The organism is Leucobacter sp. USHLN153, from assembly GCF_037145615.1.
GTDB lineage: Bacteria > Actinomycetota > Actinomycetes > Actinomycetales > Microbacteriaceae > Leucobacter.
This window is the reverse complement of sequence record NZ_JBBCXE010000004.1, coordinates 332276-355705: the sequence shown is the minus strand read 5'-3', so window position 1 is coordinate 355705 and position 23430 is coordinate 332276. Positions and strand designations below refer to the sequence as shown.

The 23430-nt window shown below is 61.2% G+C and carries 17 protein-coding genes; 11 read left to right on the top strand and 6 right to left on the bottom strand.

The features are described from left to right. Positions 1 to 73 precede the first annotated feature (73 nt). The 11 genes from WFH00_RS09525 to WFH00_RS09475 all read left to right on the top strand — a co-directional run bounded on the left by WFH00_RS09525 (position 74) and on the right by WFH00_RS09475 (position 13671). Positions 74 to 940 carry an ABC transporter permease gene (locus tag WFH00_RS09525; RefSeq protein ID WP_336660593.1) on the top strand — a complete coding sequence of 289 codons (867 nt, stop codon included), beginning with the start codon at positions 74 to 76 and terminating at the stop codon, positions 938 to 940. A 13-nt stretch (positions 941 to 953) separates the two neighbouring features. Continuing rightward, positions 954 to 2201, top strand: a complete 1248-nt coding sequence (locus WFH00_RS09520; protein ID WP_336660592.1) for an ABC transporter ATP-binding protein — start codon at positions 954 to 956, stop codon at positions 2199 to 2201. Further along, entirely contained in the window at positions 2198 to 2926 is a 729-nt protein-coding gene (locus tag WFH00_RS09515; RefSeq protein WP_336660591.1) for an IspD/TarI family cytidylyltransferase, read from the top strand. The genes WFH00_RS09520 and WFH00_RS09515 overlap by 4 nt, the downstream gene beginning before the upstream one ends. Positions 2927 to 2931: 5 nt before the next feature. Beyond that, positions 2932 to 3990, top strand: a complete 1059-nt coding sequence (locus WFH00_RS09510; protein WP_336660590.1) for an NAD-dependent epimerase/dehydratase family protein — start codon at positions 2932 to 2934, stop codon at positions 3988 to 3990. A 6-nt stretch (positions 3991 to 3996) separates the two neighbouring features. Beyond that, positions 3997 to 5697: a CDP-glycerol glycerophosphotransferase family protein gene (locus tag WFH00_RS09505; protein ID WP_336660589.1), complete on the top strand. Its 1701-nt coding sequence runs from the start codon at positions 3997 to 3999 to the stop codon at positions 5695 to 5697. Between the two features lie 110 nt (positions 5698 to 5807). Continuing rightward, on the top strand, positions 5808 to 6779 hold the full coding sequence (locus WFH00_RS09500) for a LicD family protein (RefSeq protein WP_336660588.1): 972 nt from the start codon (positions 5808 to 5810) through the stop codon (positions 6777 to 6779). A gap of 30 nt (positions 6780 to 6809) precedes the next feature. Then, on the top strand, positions 6810 to 8111 hold the full coding sequence (locus WFH00_RS09495) for a polysaccharide pyruvyl transferase family protein (protein ID WP_336660587.1): 1302 nt from the start codon (positions 6810 to 6812) through the stop codon (positions 8109 to 8111). Continuing rightward, complete coding sequence (locus WFH00_RS09490) at positions 8108 to 8818, top strand: IspD/TarI family cytidylyltransferase (protein ID WP_336660586.1); 711 nt, start codon at positions 8108 to 8110, stop codon at positions 8816 to 8818. Before WFH00_RS09495 ends, WFH00_RS09490 begins: the two co-directional genes overlap by 4 nt. After that, the gene (locus WFH00_RS09485) at positions 8796 to 9887 is read left to right on the top strand and encodes an NAD-dependent epimerase/dehydratase family protein (protein WP_336660585.1); all 1092 of its coding nucleotides are present in this window, start codon (positions 8796 to 8798) and stop codon (positions 9885 to 9887) included. Before WFH00_RS09490 ends, WFH00_RS09485 begins: the two co-directional genes overlap by 23 nt. Before the next feature lie 130 nt (positions 9888 to 10017). Further along, positions 10018 to 11196 (top strand): acyltransferase family protein, encoded by a 1179-nt coding sequence (locus WFH00_RS09480; RefSeq protein ID WP_336660584.1) that lies wholly within the window; start codon positions 10018 to 10020, stop codon positions 11194 to 11196. A gap of 339 nt (positions 11197 to 11535) precedes the next feature. Continuing rightward, positions 11536 to 13671: a CDP-glycerol glycerophosphotransferase family protein gene (locus WFH00_RS09475; protein WP_336660583.1), complete on the top strand. Its 2136-nt coding sequence runs from the start codon at positions 11536 to 11538 to the stop codon at positions 13669 to 13671. 14 nt (positions 13672 to 13685) lie between these two features. Here WFH00_RS09475 and WFH00_RS09470 read toward each other — a convergent pair whose 3' ends face one another. The 6 genes from WFH00_RS09470 to cysS all read right to left on the bottom strand — a co-directional run bounded on the left by WFH00_RS09470 (position 13686) and on the right by cysS (position 23376). Further along, positions 13686 to 14975: a CDP-glycerol glycerophosphotransferase family protein gene (locus WFH00_RS09470; protein ID WP_336660582.1), complete on the bottom strand. Its 1290-nt coding sequence runs from the start codon at positions 14973 to 14975 to the stop codon at positions 13686 to 13688. Further along, positions 14968 to 16188, bottom strand: coding sequence for a polysaccharide pyruvyl transferase family protein (locus WFH00_RS09465; RefSeq protein WP_336660581.1), 1221 nt, complete (start codon positions 16186 to 16188; stop codon positions 14968 to 14970). The genes WFH00_RS09470 and WFH00_RS09465 overlap by 8 nt, the downstream gene beginning before the upstream one ends. A gap of 94 nt (positions 16189 to 16282) precedes the next feature. Beyond that, positions 16283 to 19864 (bottom strand): FG-GAP-like repeat-containing protein, encoded by a 3582-nt coding sequence (locus tag WFH00_RS09460; RefSeq protein WP_336660580.1) that lies wholly within the window; start codon positions 19862 to 19864, stop codon positions 16283 to 16285. A gap of 151 nt (positions 19865 to 20015) precedes the next feature. Then, positions 20016 to 20858 carry a glycosyltransferase gene (locus tag WFH00_RS09455; protein WP_336660579.1) on the bottom strand — a complete coding sequence of 281 codons (843 nt, stop codon included), beginning with the start codon at positions 20856 to 20858 and terminating at the stop codon, positions 20016 to 20018. A 35-nt stretch (positions 20859 to 20893) separates the two neighbouring features. Further along, positions 20894 to 21916, bottom strand: coding sequence for a 23S rRNA (guanosine(2251)-2'-O)-methyltransferase RlmB (rlmB, locus tag WFH00_RS09450; RefSeq protein ID WP_336660578.1), 1023 nt, complete (start codon positions 21914 to 21916; stop codon positions 20894 to 20896). Beyond that, positions 21913 to 23376: a cysteine--tRNA ligase gene (gene cysS, locus WFH00_RS09445; RefSeq protein ID WP_336660577.1), complete on the bottom strand. Its 1464-nt coding sequence runs from the start codon at positions 23374 to 23376 to the stop codon at positions 21913 to 21915. Before cysS ends, rlmB begins: the two co-directional genes overlap by 4 nt. Between the last annotated feature and the right edge of the window lie 54 nt (positions 23377 to 23430).

Genomic DNA, 23430 nt, shown 5'->3' with positions numbered 1-23430 from the left:
GGACGAGACGCGGGCAAGCTACTCCGTAACACCCTTTCAGACTCGAAAAGAAGCAGGCGGGTAAGATCGGCACGTGACCGAACACCCCGCTCTGACTGATCCTGAGTACGCGACTCCCGGCCGAAGTCGCGGCCTGCTCAGCGCGTTCCAGTATCGCTATGTGCTCTCGTTGCTCATGAAAAAGGGCGTCGCCACTCGTTACTACGGTTCGGCACTCGGTTGGGCGTGGTCGTACATACGCCCCATCGCGCAGTTCTTGATGTACTACGTGGTGATCGGAATTCTCCTCGGCGTGAACCGTGGCGTTGAGTACTTCCCGGTCTATCTCTTCTCGGGTCTCATCATGATCAACTTGTTCAGCGAGGTATTCCGCACCACCACCGATGCCGTGGTGAGCAATAAGGCGCTCGTTCGCAAGGTCTATCTCCCACGTGAGCTCTTTCCGCTCGCTTCAGCCGGCGGCGCCATCATTCATTTTCTTCCGCAGGCAACAGTGCTTCTGATCGTCGCGATCTTCCTGGGATGGACGATCACCTGGATGCAGGTCGTCGCGTTGCTCGCTGCGGTGGTCATAGTTTCTGTCTTCGGACTCGGCATGGGACTGGCCTTCGGCGCCCTGAATGTCGCATACCGAGACGCACACAACATCGTCGATCTGATTCTGATGTTCACGACCTGGGCGTCGCCCGTCATCTACGTATTCACGACTGTTCAGGCGCGCGCGCCGGAATGGCTCTTCCATATATATATGTCGAATCCGGTCACGAGCGCGGTGGAACTCTCGCACACGGTCTTCTGGGACCCCATTGCGAACGATCCGCACCGGCCCGAGCACCTTTGGACTTACGTGCTGATTGGTCTCGGACTCGCGCTCATCTCCATCGTCGTTGGGCAGCTCGTTTTCCGCCGGATGGAGGGTCGCTTTGCCCAGGATCTCTGAGACGGAAGCAGTTATGACACTCGAAAAGCCGGTGATCGTCGCGCATGAGATAGTCAAGACGTTCAAACTGAAGCACAACCACACCTTCAAGGAGACCTTTCTTTCGCTGTTCCGGAAGAAGGTGCCCGGGGTTGGAGAATTCCGGGCGGTGGACGGCGTGAGCTTCGAGGTTTCTCCTGGAGAATCCGTCGCGCTGCTCGGCAAGAACGGCTCGGGAAAGTCGACGACCCTGAAGGTCATCTCCGGAGTGTTGCAACCTGATTCGGGATGGGTGCGCACGCACGGCAGAGTTGGTGGGCTCCTTGAAGTCGGCGCCGGCTTTCACCCCGACCTCACCGGAAGAGACAATGTCTTTTTGAACGCTGCAATTCTCGGCATGTCGAAGAAAGAGACTGAAGCGCTCTTCGCTGACATCGTCGATTTCGCAGGCATCAGCGAGGAGTTTCTCGACACGGAGGTAAAGCGCTACAGCTCTGGCATGAAATCTCGACTCGGTTTCGCTGTCGCGATTCACACGCACGTGGATGTGCTCTTGGTTGACGAAGTGCTGTCGGTCGGAGACGCAGAGTTCCGAGCGAAATGCAATGAGCGCTTGCTGCAAATGCGAGAGCAGAACAAGTCGATGTTCATCGTCAGTCACAACATCGGCACGATAAAGAAGCTGTGCGACCGCGGAATCGTCTTGCAGAAGGGTCGCGTCATCTTCGACGGTCCGATCGAAGAGGCTGCAACCTATGTGACTCCGCCGAAGCGCCGCAAGAAGCGTGTTCAAAACTTCACGGAGTTCTCCGTCGCGCCTCAATTTCATCGACTCTTCGCCAATCCTGAGCGAAAACTCGGTCAGCCGGTCGAGAACGCGGTGGAGATCACTGAAAACGGCGGCGGATTGTCGCAGCGGTTCACGAGAAGCCTTGCGACGTATTCGGTGTCTCACGACAAGATCAGCTTCATCAGTTCAGGGAAGTTCTTGCAGAGCTACCTGGAGAACGGCGGGCCCTCCGGGCCATGGGGCTTCCCGCTCGGTCGCGCCCAGGGATCATTCGTCGATGGGGGAACTCGGAGTATTCAGTTCCAGCACGGTGTCGCATCGAGCACAGCAGCGAGCGAGGTGCTCTTCACCCCGCATGAGCGCCCGTCGGAACAGGAGCTCTCTCACGCGGGCGCGCTGAAGACCGCTGAGGCCCCGAGCAGCGCAGTCTCCGGCAAGACCCCCGCGAACAGGGACCAGAATTCCCCTCATCCGATGAAGGACCGCCGATGAACGTCGCGGTACTTTTTGCGGGCGGCATCGGCTCCCGGATGAATGCGGGATCCGTGCCCAAGCAATTTCTCGAAATCCACGGAAAGCCGATTATCGTTCACACCCTGGAGGTGTTCGAGAGCCATCCCGAAATCGATGCGATAGCCATCGCGATCCTTCCGCAAGGACGAGCCGAGCTCGAGAGGCTCGTGAAGCGTTTCGAAGTTTCCAAGGTGCGATGGATCGTCGACGGCGGTTCCACGGGGCAGGAATCGCGTCACCGAGCGCTTCAAGCGGTCGCAGCTGATTGCCCGCCCGACACGTTGGTGCTCGTTCACGACGGCGTGCGTCCATTGGTCGACCACGACTTGATCTCCGAGAACATTCGTGTCGCGTCCGAACGCGGCAACGCCATTACATGCACGAAGATCAGCGAGACGATCGTGGTCTCCGAATCCGACGAGATCGACGACGTGATCCCCCGAGACCACCTCTACGCCGCACGAGCACCCCAGACGTTCCACCTCGGCGAGATTCTCGACCTGTACAACCAGACTGCTGCATCTGGGGAACATGACACCATCGACTCGTGCACTGTGATGCGTCTAGCTGGCCGATCCCTTTATCGAGTTGTCGGACCGACGACGAACATCAAGGTCACGACCGGCGATGATCTCGTCGTTGCCCGCGCATTCTTCGCGCTCACCGAGCACGAGACGCTGTTCGGGCGGGAGGCCTCACGCTGATGAGCATGCGTACCCAGGTTGTGAATGACGATATTGCACGCGTGGTGGCCGAGGATCTTCCCTGGTTTGAGCTGCAAGACGCCCGGGTGCTCGTCACCGGCGCGAATGGCATGATTCCGTCGGTGGCGGTGCTCGCTCTCCTCGAGGCAAATCGAACGTTCGGACTGAATCTCACGGTTTACGCGTTAGTGCGAAACGCTCAGCGCACACGCGAGATTTTCGATGACCTGTTCGAGAGCCCGGCTCTCGTCGTTTGGGAGCAAGACGTGACCGCGCCGCTTCCGACGACAGTGGCGATGACGCACATCATCCACGGAGCGAGCGCGGCACAGCCGAAGAAGCACGCAACCGATCCCGTTGGTACATTGAACGCCAATCTGAGGGGTACGCAGAATCTTCTTGATGCGGCGGTCTCTTGGGGCTCTCGGTCATTCGTCCTCATGTCATCCGCAGAAATATACGGCGACACCTCGGGCATCTCGGGAATGATCTCCGAAGACGACTACGGGACGATTGACATTCTGAGCCCTCGCGCCTGTTACTCCGAAGGCAAGCGGGCGAGCGAGACGATCGCGGCCGTGTATAGCCACCAGTACGGCATCAGCTATACCGCTGCGCGCTTCGGCCACGTCTACGGCCCCGGACTCCGTGCAGACGACGGGCGAGTACAGGCAGACTTCGCCGGTGATGTCCTCGCAGGTCGTGACATCGTTCTGCAGAGTGCCGGACTCGCGCAGCGAACGTACACATACGTTTCCGATGCGGTGACCGGCCTCTTTACAGCGATGCTTCGGGGAAGCAATGGCGCTTTCAATGTGGCTGATGCGTCCGGACTCGTAACGATTCGAGGCTTAGCAGAAACCTTTGTGTCCGCGCGTGCCGAAAAGCACTTGCAACTCCAGTTCGACCAGGGGGTCGAATCTGCGGGGACGAGCCCGATTCAGTTCCTCGGCCTCGACAGTGCGAAGCTTCGCGCACTGGGGTGGAATCCTCGAGTGCCGCTCGACGAGGGAGTCGATCGATTCCTGACCCACTTGGAACAGCAGTCTGAGCCGGCTGCTTAACTCCTGATGCTGATGATGAAGCGCGCCGTTCCCCTTGCGCAGCAACTGATCGTGATGCTGCTCGCGGGCGCCGCGTTGATCCTTGCACAAGCTGGTTTCACCACCCCCGGAATCGCCACCTGGGGAGTCGGCTACTTGTGGTGCATCTTGCTCGCTCTGCCGGACCGTCGGGCGCGAGCACGGGCAGTAGGTCTCGTGACTCGAGCTCTCCTGGTCGTTGCGACGCTACTTCTCGCATCTCGGTTCGCACCGAGCGACCCGCTGTTCCTCTATTGCGCGGTGCTCTTGGCGCTGCTCTTGTTCGCGGCCGAACAGATGCTTGCGAGGCTTCCGACAACGCTCCTTGCTCGGTCGTCGCACCTCAACGGCACCGACGCTCCAGCGGCTCTCCCCCGACTCAAGAAGGCGTCCGCTGTCGCATGCGACTTGTTGCCTCCGTCGTTACTGATCCCCTCACTGCTGCATGCATCGAGCTCCTACAGCCTTCTCTTCTGCCTTGCGGTGGGAATCGTACTCGGCCTCGCCTGGTTGCAGCATATCCTCAGCATCCGCAATGACCGACGGGACTTTTCCTCCCTCCCCGCCCGCATGGAAGCGGCTGGCCCCGTATTTCTCATGCATTGGGACGCGCCCGGGGAGTCGAGATACCAGCTCGACATGTGGCTCCCGCACCTCGCGGACCTACAAATCCCCTTCGTTGTTCTCGTCCGAAATCCAGAGGCCTTCCGAAGCGCCGTAATGGCGGCAGGGCCGACTCCGGTAGTGCTCGCCCCTCGTCACACCGACGTCGAGCGACTGCTGGTCCCGTCCGTGCGAGCAGTCCTCTACGTCAATAACGCAGATCAAAACAACCAGATCCTCCGCTTCGAGGGACTGACCCACATCATGCTCAGTCACGGGGACAGCCAGAAAACGACGAGCTCCACGCGTATCTTCCGGCTGTTCGATCGCATCTACCTGGCGGGCCAAGCCGGGATCGATCGTTTCAAGCAGAGCGGTGTCGATATCCCGTCTGAGCGGTTTGCGATCGTGGGGCGGCCGCAGGTTCGAGGGATCAAGCAGGACCTGACGCCGATCAGCGAGAAGTCGACGCCGACTGTCCTGTACGCTCCGACCTGGATGGGGGACTTCAAGGATTCCTCGTATACGTCGCTCCTGTACGCGCGCGGCCTCATAGAGCTACTGCTCGAACGAAACTGCACGGTGATCTTCCGTCCGCATCCCTTCACCGACCGGCACCATGAGACGGCCCAGGCGGCCGCTGACCTCCGCGAACTTTTACGTCGCGACCAGGAAGATCATGGTCGGGGGCACCTCTACGGCAGCGTCCCTGAAACCGAAATGACGCTGCACGATTGCTTCAATCGCAGCGACGCCATGCTCGCCGACATTTCAGCCGTTGTCGCGGACTATCTCTACTCGGGAAAACCTCTCGGCGTATTCGTTGATGATCCGCAGTTGCGGGACAGCACCGAATCGGAAGGCAGGTACCGGTTCGGAAGAGATCCTTCGGAGTGGACCGAGCAGTTGGATCGCCTTCTGGTCGAGGACCCGTTACGCGACCGTCGACGCGAAGCCACCCGTTACTACCTCGGCAACGCGGATGTCGAGCCGCCTGACACATTGTTCGCCGACGTCGCTCTCGCGGATATCGTGGGGTCCTCGCTCATGTCGGGCCACAACGAGCCAGGAGACGACCTGCGTTAGGATACTGTCTTATCTGACCAATGCGAGCTCGGCCCGCTTTCTGAACACGAGACGAACGCTGGTGAAATTCGTCTCGCACTCTCACGGTATGGGGAAGTTCGTGAGAAGGCATGAGCAAGGAGACCCACCGGAGCATGAGAACCTACGATTTCAGTGATCTCAAGGACATTGCAACAGATGCGGAGCATAAAGCTCAGCTGTTGGAGTTGTTGATCGAATTTGACCGCTTCTGCGAAAAGCACGGACTCACGTACTATCTCTCCGGCGGTACCCTGCTCGGGGCCGTTCGGCATCAAGGCTTCATCCCGTGGGACGATGACGTTGATATTAATATGCCGAGGCCGGACTGCGAAAAGCTCATGGAGCTGAGCGGTGGACGCATTGGCGAGTTCGAGCTGCGTCCGCCAAACACGTCGCCGAGTTACTTCGCGTACCACTGGAAGCTTTACAACGACAAGATCCTTGTGGCGAAGCGCAAGCAGGGCAAGATCGGTAAGAAGGTATATCCGATCTTCCTCGATATCTTTCCGATCGATGGACTGCCCGATACCGACAGCGAGAACGAGCGGCATTACGCTGAAATCCGGCAGCATAAAGACCGTGTCAACCATGCCCGCGGTGTGCGACGGTACCGCGGGAAGAACCCCTACCGCTGGCTACGCAATCGGTTAGCGACACGCATTCTCCGCGCGCAGGGAGTCGAGACGCTCTTCCGCAACGTCATCGATCACGCAACGTCGATCAAGTATGACCGCGCGGACTATGTCGGCGTCATGATGACGAACGTGCACACCACAGAAGAGCGCGTATCCAAAGCCGAGTACACACCCGTCGTGAGGCTGGAATTCGAGGGGCACCTCCTTTCGTGTCCCGCCGGTTACGACACGTACCTCCGTCAGCTCTACGGGCCGAAATACATGGAGTGGCTCCCCCCGCATAAGCGGTTGTCACGTCACGATCTCATCCCCTTCGTCGCTTACGCCGAAGGAGAGAAGCCGAGCCAGGCCGTCATCGATCCCACGGACACGGTCGTGATGCCCGAAGTTGCGGATGACGAAGAAATGCACGATGAGAATGTCTAACGCGGCAAGGTCACGGAGAGGTCGAGTGCTATGAAGATCGCCATGTGCGGGCTCGTGAAGAGCGAGAACCTCGGGGAAATGTTCATCGCCCGCAGCCTCGAGCATCTCATCGTAGACCGAATGCACGCGAGGCAACCCGACATCGACATCGAATATGTGGAGGTCGATCTACTCGGTCGCAACGACACCATCGTCGAGCTCGACGATCCGCGTGAGCGTCGCCTTCGCAATTACTTTGGATACAGCGAGAAGGGGTTACTGACCGAACGGCTGTTCCTTTCCCTGCAACGTCGCGGGCGCCAGGCGAAGAGCCGTGCTGCGCAGAACGCCATCAGCCGCGCGCGTCACTTGATCTGGAAGTTCGGTCGCAACTATCGTCGTCGTCTCGCCTCATACTTCGACATGAAGTTGGAAGGCGTCGACTACATCGTGATCGATGGGGCAGGTCTACTCGAGTACAGCTACAACGAGTATCACTGGTCGCTGCTGCTGATCAGTCAGTACGCTGAGCGCCACGGGCTCAAAGTGGTCTACAACGCCATCGGCAGGGCAGGTGCGTTCGATGAGCGCGACTTCGGCAGCAGAATTCTCAAGCGTGCCATCCGATCGACGGCTGTCGAATACGTTTCCGCCCGGGACAACATCGAGGCCGTGCAGGCCTGCGCTGGTCCACAGCACCAGGTCAAGCTACTGGCGGACTCGGCCTTCTGGATGAAGGAGGCGTACGGCATCGATACCTCCGTCGAGCGCAAGAAAATCGGCATCGGTCTTATCCGCGGAAACTCATTGCAGGGATACGGCGTCGAGTTCGGCGGCAAGGAGTGGACGACGCTTTTCGCGGGCATCGCGAAGACACTGCGCGCACGAGGCTATGAGTTCGAATTCTTCACCAACGGCTTACCGGGCGATATCAAACTCGGGCAGCGCGTATTGAAGCGTCTGAAGCTGGACGATTCATATCTCGTGGAGCGACCCGTTGACGATGAGGTGCTTGTCGACACGATCAATCACTATAAAGCCATCATCACTTGTCGGATGCACTCCTCGATCGCCGCCTTCACTATGGGAGTGCCTTCGGTCATCCTCTCTTGGAATGACAAGGTCGAGCACTTGATGTCCAGTGTCGGCTATCCGGAGCGCGCGATTCAGCAGAAGGACTTCGAGCCCGGGTTCATCGTTGATGCGATGGAACGCGCTGTCCGTGAAGGAATCGACCCCGAGAAGCTCGGAACGATGAAAGCCAAGGCGCAAGAAAGCGTCGACGACTATCTAGAGTTGATCGTGAACGCATCACACCGAACTCATGCAGGACTCCCGGGAGCATCTCGATGATTACAGCACTACTGACCGCGGCGGGCACCGGCTCCCGTATGAACCAGGACATCCCGAAGCAGTTCATTCATGTGAAGAATAAGCCTCTCATTGTCTATACCCTGGAGGCGTTTCAAAACCATCCGTTGATCGACGCGATCGTCATCGTGACGCTTCCGTCTTGGATCGACGTCGTGTCCGCGTACGCGAAGCAGTACGGGATAACGAAGCTGCAGGCGATCGTCCCGGGTGGTGCGACCGGGCAGGAATCCATCTTCAACGGCCTCGCAAAGATTCAGGAGGGCGGCGCCACCGCGGAGGACGTCGTGATGATTCACGACGGCAACCGATGCCTCGTCTCGTCGGAGATCATCTCTGAAAGCGTGGCGGGCTTCAAGGAGAACGGTAGCGCTGTGGCCGCCATCCCGTGCGTCGAGGCAGTGTTCCGAAGCGACGACGGTGGCGTATCTTCGCAGGAGTCCATTCCCCGCGAGCAGCTCTTCCGCACCCAGACGCCTCACACCTATACCCTCGGCAAGCTCCTGTGGGCGCACGAGGAAGGAAAGGAACGGGGAATCGCCGACACGGCTGCTTCTTGCGTCTTGATGCACCAGCTCGGTGAAACTGTTCATTTTTCGGCAGGATCGGAACAGAACCTCAAAATCACCACGATGGATGATCTGTATATTTTTGAGGCGATCCTCGATGAGCGCGCCGCACGTAGTTGATCCAGTGTCGCTGAATGAGCCCTATTGGGAAGATCTCGGCATCGTAGCCGGTCAGATCCCTCAGGTGGAGCAGTTGCGCGGGGCCCGTGTTCTGGTCACCGGCGCGACGGGAATGATATGTTCTGCCGTTGTTGATGTGCTCTTGTTCATGAACCGGGAGCACTCGGCTGGTATCACCGTGTACGTCGCGGGTCGCAACCGCGAGGAAGCCGCGCGACGATTCCGGAGCTTCGACGAATCCGATGGGCTCGTCTTCGTCCCTTACGACGCAACGGCTCGGGCCGCTGTCGACCTCGAGAAGGACGTCGACTTTGTGATACACGGCGCGAGTAATGCGAGCCCCGCTTTGTACGCCGAACGGCCGGTCGAGACGATGCTGGCAAATATCCTCGGGCTCTCGACCATGTTCGAGCTTGCGCGCGACAGAAACGTGCGACGCGTACTCTATATTTCCTCGAGTGAGGTGTACGGCCAGAAATCAGACATGGAACCGTACGGCGAAGACGACTACGGGTACCTCGACATCCTGAACGAACGGGCGAGCTATCCGTCATCGAAACGGGCGGGCGAGTCACTTTGCGTCGCATACGGCATGGAGTACGCGATTGACTCGGTCATCGTTCGGCCGGGCCACATCTACGGGCCTTCGATCCGCGACGCTGACAACCGGGCTTCGGCCGAGTTCACACGCGTCGCGGCACGCGGAGACGATGTCGTCCTGAGGAGTAAGGGACAGCAGCTCCGCTCCTACTGCCATTCGCTGGACTGCGCGTCGGCAATCCTCGCTGTCCTCCTCGTCGGCGAGTCCTCGAACGCCTACAACATCTCGAACCCGAACTCGATATGCACGATGAGCGATATCGCGGAGGCTATTGCGCGGTCGGGCGGAGTGAATCTCGTGTACGACATCCCTGAATCGTCCTCTGAACTCCACAACTTAATGACGAATTCTTCACTGACGTCGGACAAGTTGGAGGCGCTGGGCTGGAAGCCTGTATTCGGGCTCGAGCTTGGCGTGTCACGAACCATGGCAGCGCTCTCGGCACGCCAGGGTGCTTTCGCGCTGTAGGGCGCCTCTTATGTGGGTAAGCGGGTGAACAGCGGAGCCGTGAACCAACTGCAAGAACAACGCGGAACGAGAGTGGCCTCGTCGCTACCAGCGTCAAGAGGGTGAGATGACGGAGCCATCGCAACGATACATGGAACTCGAGGGTCTTCGAGGAGTCGCTGCAGCGATGGTGGTGGTCTACCACTTCGTGGCTTTGTTCTTCCCGGCGATGCGGCGCGGGGACATGACCCTCGCGCACACCCGTTACGAAGAGCACGTCTACGGAACACCGTTCACGCTGATCTTCTCTGGCGGCCTCGGAGTGGCGATATTTTTCGTGCTCAGCGGTTTTGTTCTCTCGATTGGTTTCTTCAAGACCAGAAACGAGAGCATCGTCATCAAACTAGCAACGGGTCGGTACTTCCGATTGATGATCCCGGCGCTCGCTTCAGTTATCCTGGCGTGGATAATCATCCAGTTTGGAGCGCACGATCTAACGAATGCCGCGGGCCAACTCGCAAATTCCAACGAACTCTCCAATAAGTGGAAAGACAATCCGAGCTTCTTCGAAGTGTTGAAGGCTGGGATGTACGACATCTTCGTCGATTACAAAGCGGAGAGTCACGTAATCAATCATCCCCTTTGGACGATGCATGTGGAGTTCGTCGGTTCCTTCATCGTGTTCGGGTTCCTTATGCTGTTCGCCAAGTCATCATATAGATGGATTTGCTACATCGCACTCACTCTCGCATTCGTCGATACCTGGTACCTCGCATTCCTTGTCGGTACGGCGATCGCAGACGCGTACAACCTGGGCTGGTTCGAGCAGTTGAAGCGGTGGTATGTCACGATCCCCGTGTTCGCGCTCGCATTGATCTTTGCCATGTACCCTCGGACGAACCCGGATGAGACCGTATACCGATATCTGGATCTCTCTACCTTCGGAATACCGGAACGTGTCCTCTACCTTACGGTGAGTGCAGCACTGCTCATGCTCGTGGTCTTACTCAGCAGCTGGGTCGGCCGGTTCCTCCGTCTCGGCTTCATGGTCCGTCTCGGACACTTGACCTTCTCGTTGTATTTGACGCACGTCTTCGTCATCTACACCGTCGCCTCGGCGGTCGTCCTCTGGCTGCACGAGACACTCGACTATGGCTGGGCTGTTGGAGTAGCGGCACTCATTTGTGTTCCGGTTTTCTGGCTCGTCGCGTACCTTTTCGAGCGCTTCATTGATGCACCTGCCATCAAATTCGCAAAGTACACCGGATCCATCTTCCGAGGAGAGCGAAAAATCAAAGCGCCGCGTCGTTCGGTGATTTCTTCCCCTTAGCAGGTCACGCTCACGGATGTTCTTCGCTCGAGCGGGAGCGTGCACATCCACCCGCGATACCAGTCGCGGTCGCCATCTCAAGCAATACTTGCGTCCGGCACGGTGAGAAGACTGCGCTGCACATTCGACCAGCCGTAACTCGAAGTACTCACGATGCGCACCGCTCAACGATCCATCCGAGTAAGCTGAATCGAAAGTAGCGCACACGGCGGGTACCGACGACTCGCTCTTGCTACCGATTCGACCACTGCATGTTACCGAACCACATAGCTCAACACCTGCCGCGTACTCCAAAGTAATTCAGCCGAGCTGAGTACTTGAATTGCCGAACGAGATTGGGTGACCGTGCCAACAGACGCCGCTTCTCACCGTCGAAAGAAGTCGGCGCTTCCCGCCGATCCGACGCTGTTGCGCCTCGACAATTCGCATAATTTCGCGAAGGCCTCCGACGCAGCAAACGAAGCCCTCCAGTACATTCGATTTAGTTCGTCAGAGGCCGTGAACGACGACGTCGTGTTCTACGAAACCATGTCGGGTCAGCGGATAAGCGATAGCCCGCTCGCGATGTTCGATTACCTACGCTCTCGACCTGAGTACGGACGACTTACGCATGTATGGTCTGCGAGCTCCAATGCACCGGTGCCGAAGAGGTTTCTCGGCCAAGAAGACGTGATCATCGTGCAACGCGGCACTGAGAGCTACGCGTACTTCCTAGCGTGCGCTGGTCGAGTCATCACCAACGGCGCACTTCCCAGTTTCTTTCGACGACGGCCCCAGCAAAGCGTTTTGAATACTTGGCATGGCATTCCCTTTAAGAAGATTGGTCGCAACCTCGCTCGGACAAAGCTCGGCGGCCCAGCAGGAGCCACCAGTACCTTCATAAAGTCCACACATGTCATCTCGCCGTGCAAGTACTTCACCGATGCGATTGCCTCAGCGTACTCGTTGAAGGGTGTCTCGCATGCGCGGTGCGCCGAGACCGGGTATCCACGCATCGACGTCGTCTTGGACTCCAGCCCTGAGCAGAGAGACCGGGTTCGCCTCGCCGTTGGTCTAGAGGCTGAAGGGCATTCTCCCGAGCGGCGCCCCGTCGTTCTATGCGCCCCGACCTGGCAATGGGACGAAGATGTCTCGACCATCAGTCAGCGTCGTATTGCCGATCTCGACGCGCTTTCCATACTGGACATTGAACTTCTCTATCGTGGGCATCACAAGACCGAAGCTCTCGTTGCGGACAGTGCCGTCGGCGGGAGCTCTCGCCGCGTGCTCATTCCGCCGCTCAGCCTCTCCACCAGCGAGCTGCTCCCGGTCGTAGATATTCTCATCACCGACTACTCGAGCGTCTTCTTCGACTTCTTGCCGACCGGGCGCCCGGTGGTCCACTATCTGCACGACCTTGACGACTTCGCCCGAACCCAGGGGCTCTATCTGTCCACCGACGAACTTCCGGGATCTCAAGCGTTCGACCGCGAACAGCTGGTCGCACGAGTCGCCGCGGAGGTCGAGCACTTGCGTCAAGCGTGGCCAAGCCGAGATTTTTCACAGAACCCGTTGCAAGGAGAACCGTACAAGCGGGCGCAGAAGCGATTCTGCCCGCATGAGGACGGAGGCTCAACGCGACGTGCGGTGGACTTCTTCTTCCGCGATGAAGCTTCCGGCATTTCCGTAACTCAGTTCACGGAGGCGCGTCACTCGGAGGGTTTTTGGATGGGGGCGCTCGCGAAGACGCTCGAGACCGAAGGCTTCCTTGCGTATGCGGCACGGCACAGCACAGCGAAGAGCTCCGATTTCGCGGTGCTATACGACAACAAGTCGTCGCGTATCAGCACATGGAGTAGCAATCTCATGAAGCAGCTCCGCGCTCAATGCGCCACCGTGCCAATGAGGAAAATGCGTCCAGTTCTTCTACCCGAAGAAGTAGACGTCTACTCTGCATTTGTAGAGCAGGACTCCCTCGTCTTTTCCGATGCTGCTGCTCAGATCTTTGAGAACGAGATCCTTCGAGAAGTGTTTTCACGCGAATACCATCGGCATTTGGATGAAAAGCAGTTCGACGCGCTTCATCTTGCCCCGACTCTCTCGAACCATGATCTCGGGCTCGCGGTGTTCGCGCTCAACCTTGGCGCTCCGCCGACACCCGACAGCAAGCCGTTCTCGCATCTCTCACCTGAAGAGTTCGGTAAACTGTGCGCGTCTCGGGTCTCGGCCTTGGATTCGCATCAATTGCAATTGCTTGCACTGCAGATAAAGCTCGATCACACCAGATCGAAGGCCAGCCGGATGTCCGAGAAGATCGAGCGGCAGCAGACGCGTCTGTCCTCCCAACGTCAGCGCATCGAACGGCAGAGTCGCATGCTCACAGAGTCCAAGCGTCAGATCGAGTCTCTGAAGCGGCAGCTGTCCGAGCATGAGAGTTCACTCTCCTGGAGGCTCACCGCACCCTTGCGCGCACGAGGATCGCGGTCGGAAAAGTAGAGCCGATGCCCGTATCAGCGCTGCATGAGCTCTTCGATACGGTCGACGATTCGGACAGCCGCGAGCCCATCATCGATGCTGCCGCATCGTTGCAAGAAGGATTCGATCTTCGTCCCGTACACTCCCTGGTCGAACTCCTCGATGTTCTTCAGCAAGCCCTCATTCGAAGTCGCCATCGTGAAGGGAGTGTCAGCAAAGTCGTGGTAAAAGCCGCGTTGACGTGAGTAGGTCTCGATATCGGTTGAGAACAGGAAGGCTGGCTTCCGAGTATTGATGTAATCGCACACCCAGCTCGAGTAATCGCTGAGACCAGCATCCGCGACGACAAGAAGCTCCTGCATATCGGGGTATAGCGAAGCGTTGTAGCAGTAAGCCGGAAGTCCGGCGAGAACAGCCTCGGACTCCAATTTGTCCCTGTGGTGCGTGCGGATTAGCACGTCCCATTCGCCGCTGAATTTGCGTGCCATCGCGCCCCTGAGCGTCGCGACATTGATGCCGTTCAGTGGGTCCGAACCGCGGCCGTCATCGTGCGTTGGTGCGCAGAGGAGGAACTTCTGTCCTCGGTCTCGTATGCCAAGACGGTCCAGTACCTTTTTCCGAAGTGTCGCCACCTGATCCGGCGCTCGGTCGAACAACACGTCGTTCCGGGCGTGGCCGAGCCTTGCCTTCTCGACATCCGGCCAGTAGGTGCTCGAGAAGACGCTGTCTTCGAACGTGCTGTTGGTCACAGCCAGGTCTGTCTGCGCGTTTTCGAGACGCCGCATCCCCTCGTAGTACTTGCGGTCGCCGCCCGCGCCCTCAAGCTTTTTGAGCCCGAGAGAACCATGCCAGGTCTGCAGCCAATACTGTCCGGATCCCTTTTCCGCTCCCGAAACCTGCAACGTGTGGCCGTTCTGCACGACGACTTTCGCGCTCGCGAGAGCTTCGAAATAGCGCGCTGTGCCGTACGGCACGAATTTGAACTCCTCAGGAAATGGACCGATCGACCAGTCACGCAGTACCCACGTGATTTCCCAAGGAAGCCGACGACGGAGAATCTCTTCGGCGATGTACTTCGGATTGCACGTGTATTCGCCCTGCATCGTCATCATCACTATCGAGCGGTCGTTGATTTCTGACCGCTGAGCCAGCCACCGCTTTCCGATACGTGCGAGTAGCGCGTCTCCTTTTGCGGCGAGCTTGCGCTGCAGCAGCAGTCTCACTCCTCGGACGCCGAGTTGGACGCCTCGGAAGAGAATCTCGCACGCACGAAATGGCGCACCGATGATACGGGAGACCAACTGGCCCTCGATGAGACTATTCACTTCGCGCCCCTCCCCCAATGCTGTCCAGGAAGTCCCCGAGATGACGCCGAGTCCTCTCTCGCAGTTCATCCCGGATGGCAACGTCAGGCGCCGGCAGGTCATTACGAGTGAGCAGCGCCGCGATCTTTCGCGAGTCGAGTTCGGATTCGTCGAAGTATCGATCCTTCAGGCCGGTGATCTGTGTCAAGAATTGCAGCTTCTCGCCCCAGATGAGGCCGACCACCGGAACATCGATCGCATATGCCGTGATACCGGCGTGCATTCGGGCGCTCAAGATGATGTCAAACCCGGCCACCGTATTCACGAACTCTCGTGAAGTTGCAGGGCGCCGAACGAGCTGGTCTGGTCGTAGGTTCATAGTTTTCACGAGACTGGCACCGAACCTTTCGTCCACGGCCATCCCATTCGAAAACAGAACGAAGTCGGCGCCGAGACGTTGCAGTTCTGCGATCAAGCTCCGATAGAAATTCACGATACTTGCCGGGGAAACCCCGCCGCCGTAATCGGAGAAGTTATTCGGATTGATCAGGTTGATACCGATCCGGTTCCCGACGACTCTTTCCGACGCATTCGGAGCCGGTTCCTCAATGCCCATATCACCGAGCCAGAACACGGGATCCCCGACACGATCTGTCTGAGTCCTGGGGTTGGTGATGTAGCGCCGCTGCAAAGTATCAAGGTCATCCCGCGTGGTGATGACCTTGACCACATCGAGATTCAACACTTCCTTGAGCCGCTGGCAGCGAAAATCTGTCTCGCTATACCCTTCGACCCCTACGGCATTCATCATCACTGGTATGCCCCGCTTGTGAGCGGTCGTCAGAATAAGTTCGTCGAGATAGTTCAAGCCCTGCGTCTTGAACTTGATGAACCCTCCGCCTGCGAAGACGATCGCATCAAGGTTCCTCACGTAGCGGTCGAAGTACCACCCGAGCTTGATTCGCGTGTACCAGTAGTTGAAATAGTAGAGGTTGCGGGTACCGCGAAAGATCGAAAGGACGGCACGTTCGGTGCGCTTCAGCACATCTGCAAAAAGGAAGTTGAGCTTACGCCTGCCTGTGAAGACGCCCGGCCCTCGAGGATCGACATCGATGTCAACAAGCAGAACGTCAGGGTCATGAGAACGCAGCAGAAACTTCGCGGACTCCACCAATAGGTAGTCGCCGACATTTCCATTCGTTGTCAGGCCAACGACGCCCACCGTTCTTCGCATACGAGGGCAAGTATAGATGACCGAAATTCCAGGCTCCCGAGAGGTGCGGCTTCGACACATCGGGCTCCCCTGCTCGAGGCCGCCGGCGGCGGGCCTACGCGAGCTTCTCCATCCGATACAGGAAGGCAGCCATCGCACCTCGCGAAATCTTGCTCGTCGGGTTGAAGAGCGGCTTCCCCTTCGCCTGCGCGGTGCCAGTGAAGATCTTCCGCTCCCTCGTCCAGGTGATCTCCCGGTAATACTTGTGGGATGTCGGAATATCGGCATAGGGTGACACTTTCGGCGGACGGTAGTCCTGAGGAGCCTCGAGACTGTAGAAGAAGATCGCCGCTTCTTGACGCGTGAGTGCCGCGGACGGCTTATAGAGCCGCCCCTTCGCCGAGGCCGCGCCGACGGAAAGCCCAGAACTCTTCATCCACGCCATCTCACGGAAGAACTTATGGGAGGGCTTGATGTCGACGAACGGGGACGAAGCCGGCGCAGGGACCGACTTGTCGGCACTCAACCTGTAGAGGAAGACAGCCGTCTCGGCCCGGGTGACATATTCTCCCGGGTTGTAGAGCGGTTTGCCGTTTTTCTGCCGGCTCCCTGTCGACAGACCCGAGGAGTGCATCCAGGCGGTCTGACGGTAGAACGTGTGCGAAGCAGACACATCGGCGAAGGGGGCCCGCGATGGCAGCGCTGGAGTGCCCCGCACCTTCACGATCGCGGACGTTCGATCCTGTGTCACATACGCCGCTTTGGAGCCCGTCACTCGCACCGAAATGCGACGGAGAACGTCTGTTGGCGCGACGCGGAGCGTCGCCTTCGTAGCACCTGGAATAGGCGAGCCGTTACGAAGCCACTGGTACTTCACCGTGACGGGTCCCGGCCCCCAACTTCCGGCGTGCGCCTGCAGCGTGCCACCAGGCTTCGCGGTTCCGGTGATCCCGGGAGCTCCAGCCGCAATCTCACCGGGCGCCACTAGATACGTCTTCGAAGAACGGGAGACGGGCGCGTAGCCGGGCTTCGTGCCTTCCGACTTCACACTGACCTTGGTATTCAGGTCAGCCGGCGTCAACGTATAGCTACGAGAGGTCGCCCCGGGAATCGCCTTTCCGTCGCGTAACCATTGGAACGACTGCGTCACGGGCTTCGGGCCCCAAGCGGTGACACTGCCCGTGAGCTTTTCGCCCACGCGCATTTGGCCGGTCACCTTCGGCGCCGCGGCCGCGCTTATGGTTTCGATCCCGATCGCGCGTGGATGCGAACCGACGCGCCACGACACCGCTGAATAGCCCATCGCCGGCAACTGCAGTTTCGATGTGGCGAAACTCGAGCCGGCGCTGAGCGCCACGCGAACCCCGCCTGTGCCGAAAGCTGCAACGTCTGCCCGACCGTCGCCGTTCACGTCCGTGACCATGCGCGGTTGGCGATCCGCCCCCCACTTGAGGGCTCCGAACTCGCTCGACCAACGCACCGGCGCCGCGAAGCTCGAGCCGGTGCTCACCGCGACGGTCACCCCGGCCTGATCGAAACCGACGACGTCTTCGCGGCCATCGCCGGTGATGTCGGCGAGCACGCGCGGGTGCTGCCCTACTTGCCAGCCCGCACCTGTGCCGAATCCGGCGACCCACCTGGTCATCCCTCGAAGCGCGCTGCCGGTGTTCAGTGCCACATAGACCCCGTCGGAGGCGAAGCCCACGACATCTGGCCGCCCGTCGCCGTTCACGTCCGCGAGCGTGCGGGGGTGACTCATCCCCGTCCATCCGCTTGAGAGACCGAAGCCCGACGACCACCGTTTCGCCGTGCTAAATCCAGATCCAGTGCTGAGTGCCACGTGCACGCCACTCGAGTTGATCCCCACGATGTCGTCCTTGCCATCGCCGTTCATGTCTTCGAGCCAGCGCGGATTCTCGACCGTTGACCAGCCCTTCACCGTGCCGAACCCGGCGTACCATCGCTTCGCCGAGCTGAATTTCTCGCCCGTGTTGGGTGCGACGTACACGCCGTCGGAAGCGAAGCCGACCACATCGGGGCGGCCATCTCCCGTGACGTCGGCGAGCGTGCGCGGGTGGTGCTGTACGGACCATCCCGAGCCGAGGCCGAAGCCAGTGACCCACCTGCTCCCAGCGGTGAATTTCCCTCCGGTGCTCGTCGCGACGTAGACGCCGTCGTTCGCGAAGCCGACCACATCGGACTTGCCGTCGCCCGTCACATCGACGAGAGTGCGCGGGTGCGACGCTGAAGACCAGCCCATCTTCGTACCGAACCCGCTCACCGCACCCTGCATCGAGCTGTAACCGGAAGCCGTGCGCAGCGAAACCGACACCGCGTTCGGCCCAAAACCTACCGCATCAGGGAGGCCGTCACCGTTGACGTCCGAATTCCAGGGAAGCAACTGCTGCGTATCGTCGATTCCATCGCCGTCGGCATCGGGCATCAGTACCGCGGTCGTCGCCGGTGCTGAGACCGCGGTGGGGCGGTATCCGGCACGGTTCGCGGTGACCTCAACGCTGATCTTGGCCCCGGCGTCAACGAGCTGCGGCTGGTACGTCTTGCCGGTCGCTCCAGCGATCACGGTGCCGCCTCGCTTCCAGCGATAGCTGTATGACGTCGGCGCGGGCGACCAACCTGAAGTAGAAGCGGACAACGTTCCGTTCACCATCGGTGCACCGCTCACCGACGTCTTGCCGGATTTCGTGAAGGGCTTCACCAAATCCTTGATGTGGATGTAACCCTGGAACTGGCTACGCGGCACGACGCGCGTGCTGTAGGCACCCGCCCAGCCAGCGTTGTACTCCTCGATCACGACCCGGCCATCGCTCAAGACGTCGGCGACCCACGCGACGTGACCGAACTGCGACGCATCTCCGTACCAGGGGCCGCTCCACGCGACCGCACCGACCTGAGGCGTCGTGTCCACGCGGATGCCGAGGCTCCGCGCCGAATCCGCCCATTGACCGGCGTCGCCCCAGCGGTAGAGCCCGCCGTACTGGTTCGAGAACGGCACTCCGTTCGCCGAGTTCAGCCGCCACGAGACGAATGAAGTGCACTGGCGGTACGCGAAGTTCCACTCGTCCCAAATGTTGTCGCTCTGGTACGGCCACGGCAGTCGCTTGTACTTGGCGGGGTAGTCATCTCCGCGGAGCGCCGTGCCGCTCGCGCGAAGGGCGCGGAAGCGCTGTTGCTCCTGCTCTTCTTCGCTCGGCACCCGCTGCTCTTCGGGCCCGGGAGAGTTCGAGGTCAGGCCTCCGTTCGCGCCGCGGGACTCATCAGGATCGGCGCCTGCGGCGCTCCCATCTGCCTCGACACTCTCCTCCAGAATATCGGCGTCGTCCGCATTCGCTCCGGGCTCCACGGGATCCACCGCCGTAGCGTCGACGCCAGCATCCGCGGAGCTCTCAGCGCCCTCGGGCGACGTCGTGGGTTCGCTCGGGATCGCGGAGCCGTCATCGACCCCGCCGCTGGCGCCGTCCGCCGCGCTCTCCCCGGGTCCCGTCGCACCCGCATCGCTCGCGGCGTCGGCCTCGAGGCGCAGCGCTCCGGCTCCGACCGCGTTCGCCGTCGACGCGGTGAGCACGGTCGGCAGCGACAGCACCACCAGGAACGTGAGTGCAGCCGCAAGGCTCAGGGCGCAGACGCGGCGAAGCCGCGCGATCCGCATCGCCGTTCGTGCATGCCGAATCGCCAACATCGTCCCTCCCGACGTGGGCGACCCCGATGGGCGCCCGGTGCTAGGCCCCCACCCAGCAGAGATAATGTAACACCCGCCGCGAGTGCTCTAAACAACTTCTCCCGAGCGTGCAGCATGACGCGCCGCGGCGCGTCAAAATTTCGGCGGCGGATCAGGCGCGGTCGCCGGGCAGCCCGCGACTAATGAGCCCGCGGAACAGCACGCGCTTCACGCTCGCCGGCAGCAGGCGATACGCGCCCTTCATCACGACGTTCCGCAGGTACTGCCCGCGGGTCACGAAGCCCATCCGCAGCAGCTCTCGCTGCAGTCGCCACTCGGTGCGAGCCTCGGTCCACCCGCCGCGTCGCGCGAACGAGCCCGAGCCGACACGGTAGCGCACCAGCGGCTCCGGCAGGTTGTCCACCCGCGCTCCGGAGTCGATGAGGCGCACCCCGAGCCAGTAGTCCTCCATCTTGCCGAAGGGCTGGTAGCGGCCAATGCGGTCGAGCGCCGCGAGGCGGTACATCATCGTGGGATGGTTGAAGGGATTGTGCGTGCGCGCGTGCGCGCGAATGCGCTCGCTCCCGACGGGCGGGGTGCGCACGGTTCCGGGACGGTCAGGATCCGACTCGAACTCTGCCATCCCCGTTCCGACGAGGTCGAGGCCCGCCTCGATGCGCTCCCACTGCCGCTCGAATCGCTCGGGCACGGAGACGTCATCGGCATCCATGCGCGCGACGGTGGGGTGTGACACGGCATCGAGACCCGCGTTGAGCGCGGCGGTCAGGCCGCGATTCTCGGGCAGCCGCAAGATCCGCACGGGAATCACGCTTTCGGAGGCGATGCGGTCGAGCTCCGCCGCGAGCGATGCGGGAACCTGCCCGTCCTGCACGATCACGGCTTCGGCCGGGCGCAGCGTCTGCCGGTCGACCGAGCTCTCGAACGCCGCCCGCAGAAATTCGGGGCGATCCCCCGCGTAGACGGGGAGCAGGAGGGAGAACGCGGCGGTCGGCACGCCACCAGCCTAGCTGCGCCGACTCACCGCGGACGTCAGTTACCCGCGCGCTCCGCCCGCAGGCGCGCGATCTCGTAGAGCGAGACGCTCGCGGCGATGCCCGCGTTGAGCGATTCCGTCGCCGACGAGATCGGGATCGACACCACCGCGTCGCAGGTCTCCGTCACAAGCCGCGAGAGGCCCTTGCCTTCGCTGCCGACGACGACGAGCAGCGGGCGATCCGCCAGGTCGAGGCCGGGAAGCGAGACGTCGCCGTCGCCGTCGAGCCCGACCACGAAAACGCCCTGCTTCTTGAATTCCTTGAGCGTGTTCGTCAGGTTCGAGGCCATCGCGACCGGGATCCGCGCCGCCGCACCCGCCGAGGTCTTCCACGCCGCCGAGTTGAGGCCGGCCGAGCGCCGCTGCGGCACGATCACCCCCTGACCACCGAACGCCGCGACCGAGCGAATGATCGCACCGAGGTTGCGCGGATCCGTCACACCGTCGAGCGCGACCAGCAGGGGCGTCTCGCCGCGATCGATGACCTCGTCGAGCACCTCGAGCGGATGCGCGTACTCCATCGGCGGCACCTTGAGCACGATGCCCTGGTGCACGGTGTCGCGCTCCAGCATGCGGTCCATCTCGGGGCGCATGATCTCGAGCACCGGCACATTGCGGTTCGTCGCGAGCCGCAAGATCTCGCGCATGCGATCATCCATCTCGACGCGCGAGGCGATGTAGAGCGTGGTCGCCGGGATCTTCGCCCGAAGCGCCTCGAGCACGGCATTACGGCCGGTCACGAGCTCCGACTCGTCCTTCTTCGCGCCGCGTCCGCGGTCATTCCCGCGACCGCCCGCGCCGCCGCCCGCTCCGCCCGCACCACCGGCGTGCCGAGCCTTCGCGGCCTCGTAGCGCTCGCGAGCCTTCTTCTCCTTGTACTTGGCGTGGTACTCGCGATCCTCGGCCTTCGGCGTCGGTCCGCGGCCCTCGAGCGCCTGGCGCCCCTGACCGCCGGAGCCGACGGCCTTGCCGAGGCCCTTCTTGCGTACTGCGCCAGTGCGGCTCTTCTTATTACTCATGTCAGGCTCCAGCGGGGTCCGTGTGGCGTGTCTTCGAGCGCAATACCGGCCGACAGCAGCCGGTCGCGGATCGCGTCGCTCGTAGCGAAGTCTTTGTCGGCGCGCGCTCGGGTGCGCTGCGCAAGCAACTCATCGACGAGGATGGCGAGCGCGGCATCGGCCGCGCCCGTAATGGTCGAGCTCCCGACCCACTGCGGGTCGCGGGGATTCAGACCGAGAACATCGAGCATACGCGACACTGCGGCGCCGTGCTGCATCGCGGCGGTTTCGTCCCCTACGGCGAGCGCGCTGTTGCCGGCGCGCACCTCCTCGTGCAGGGCCGCGAGGGCCTGCGGGATCGCGAAGTCGTCGAGCATCGCGGCGACGAAGGCAGCGGGAAGCCCCTCGACCCCGGCACACGCAGCCCCATGAGCACCGGCACTGTCAGTCGCACCCTCGAACCCGGGCAGCGCGGCCGCGCGCTCGAGGAACCCCTCGATGCGCGAGAACGCAGCCTCGGCCTCCGCGAGCGAGGTCTCGGAGAACTCGAGCACCGATCGGTAGTGCGCCGAGCCAAGGAAATAGCGGAGCACGATGGGCCGCGCCTGCGCGAGCAGGTCGTGCGCGAAGAGCGAGTTGCCGAGCGACTTCGACATCTTCTGCCCGCCCGTGTTCACGAGTCCGTTGTGCATCCAGTGCCGCGCGAAGGCGTGCCCGGCGGCCTGCGACTGCGCGAGCTCGTTCTCGTGATGCGGGAAGCGCAGGTCGAGGCCGCCCCCGTGAATGTCAAACTCGGTGCCGAGGTAGCGCGTCGCCATCGCGGAGCACTCGATGTGCCAGCCGGGTCGCCCGAGCCCCCACGGCGACGGCCAGGCGGCGGTCGCGGGCTCGCCCTCGCGGTGCGCCTTCCAGAGTGCGAAATCGCGGGGATCCCGCTTGCCGACCGGCTCCGAATCCGCCGCGTCCTCCATCTGGTCGCGTCGCTGCCGCGTGAGCGCGCCGTACTCGGGCCAGCTCGCCGTGTCGAAGTACACGCTCGCCGACCCGTCGGCCGCGACGTACGCGTGACCGCGCTCGATCAGCAGCTCGATGAGCTCGACCATCTCGCGGATGTTCGCCGTCGCGCGCGGCTCGTACGTGGGCGGCAGCACGCCGATCGCGTCGTAGGCCGCCGAGAAGACGCGCTCCACGCGGTATGCGAGCGCCCACCACTCCTCGCTCGATCCAGCCGCCTGAGCCAGCCGCGCATTGTCGAGAATCTTGTCATCGATGTCGGTGACGTTGCGGATCAGCGTGACGTCGTGACCCGTCGCCTCGAACCAGCGGCGCACCTGGTCATAGACGAGCGCGCTGCGCAGGTGCCCGATGTGCGGCGCCGATTGCACGGTGGGCCCGCAGACGTACAGGCCGATCCTTCCCGCTTCGCGAGGAGTGAAGTCGACGACCTCTGCCGCGCGCGAGTCGTAGATGCGTTGGTTCACGGGTATCAGCCTACCTGCGCGGGTGGCGGATCACCGGAGCGCCCACGGCCGCGC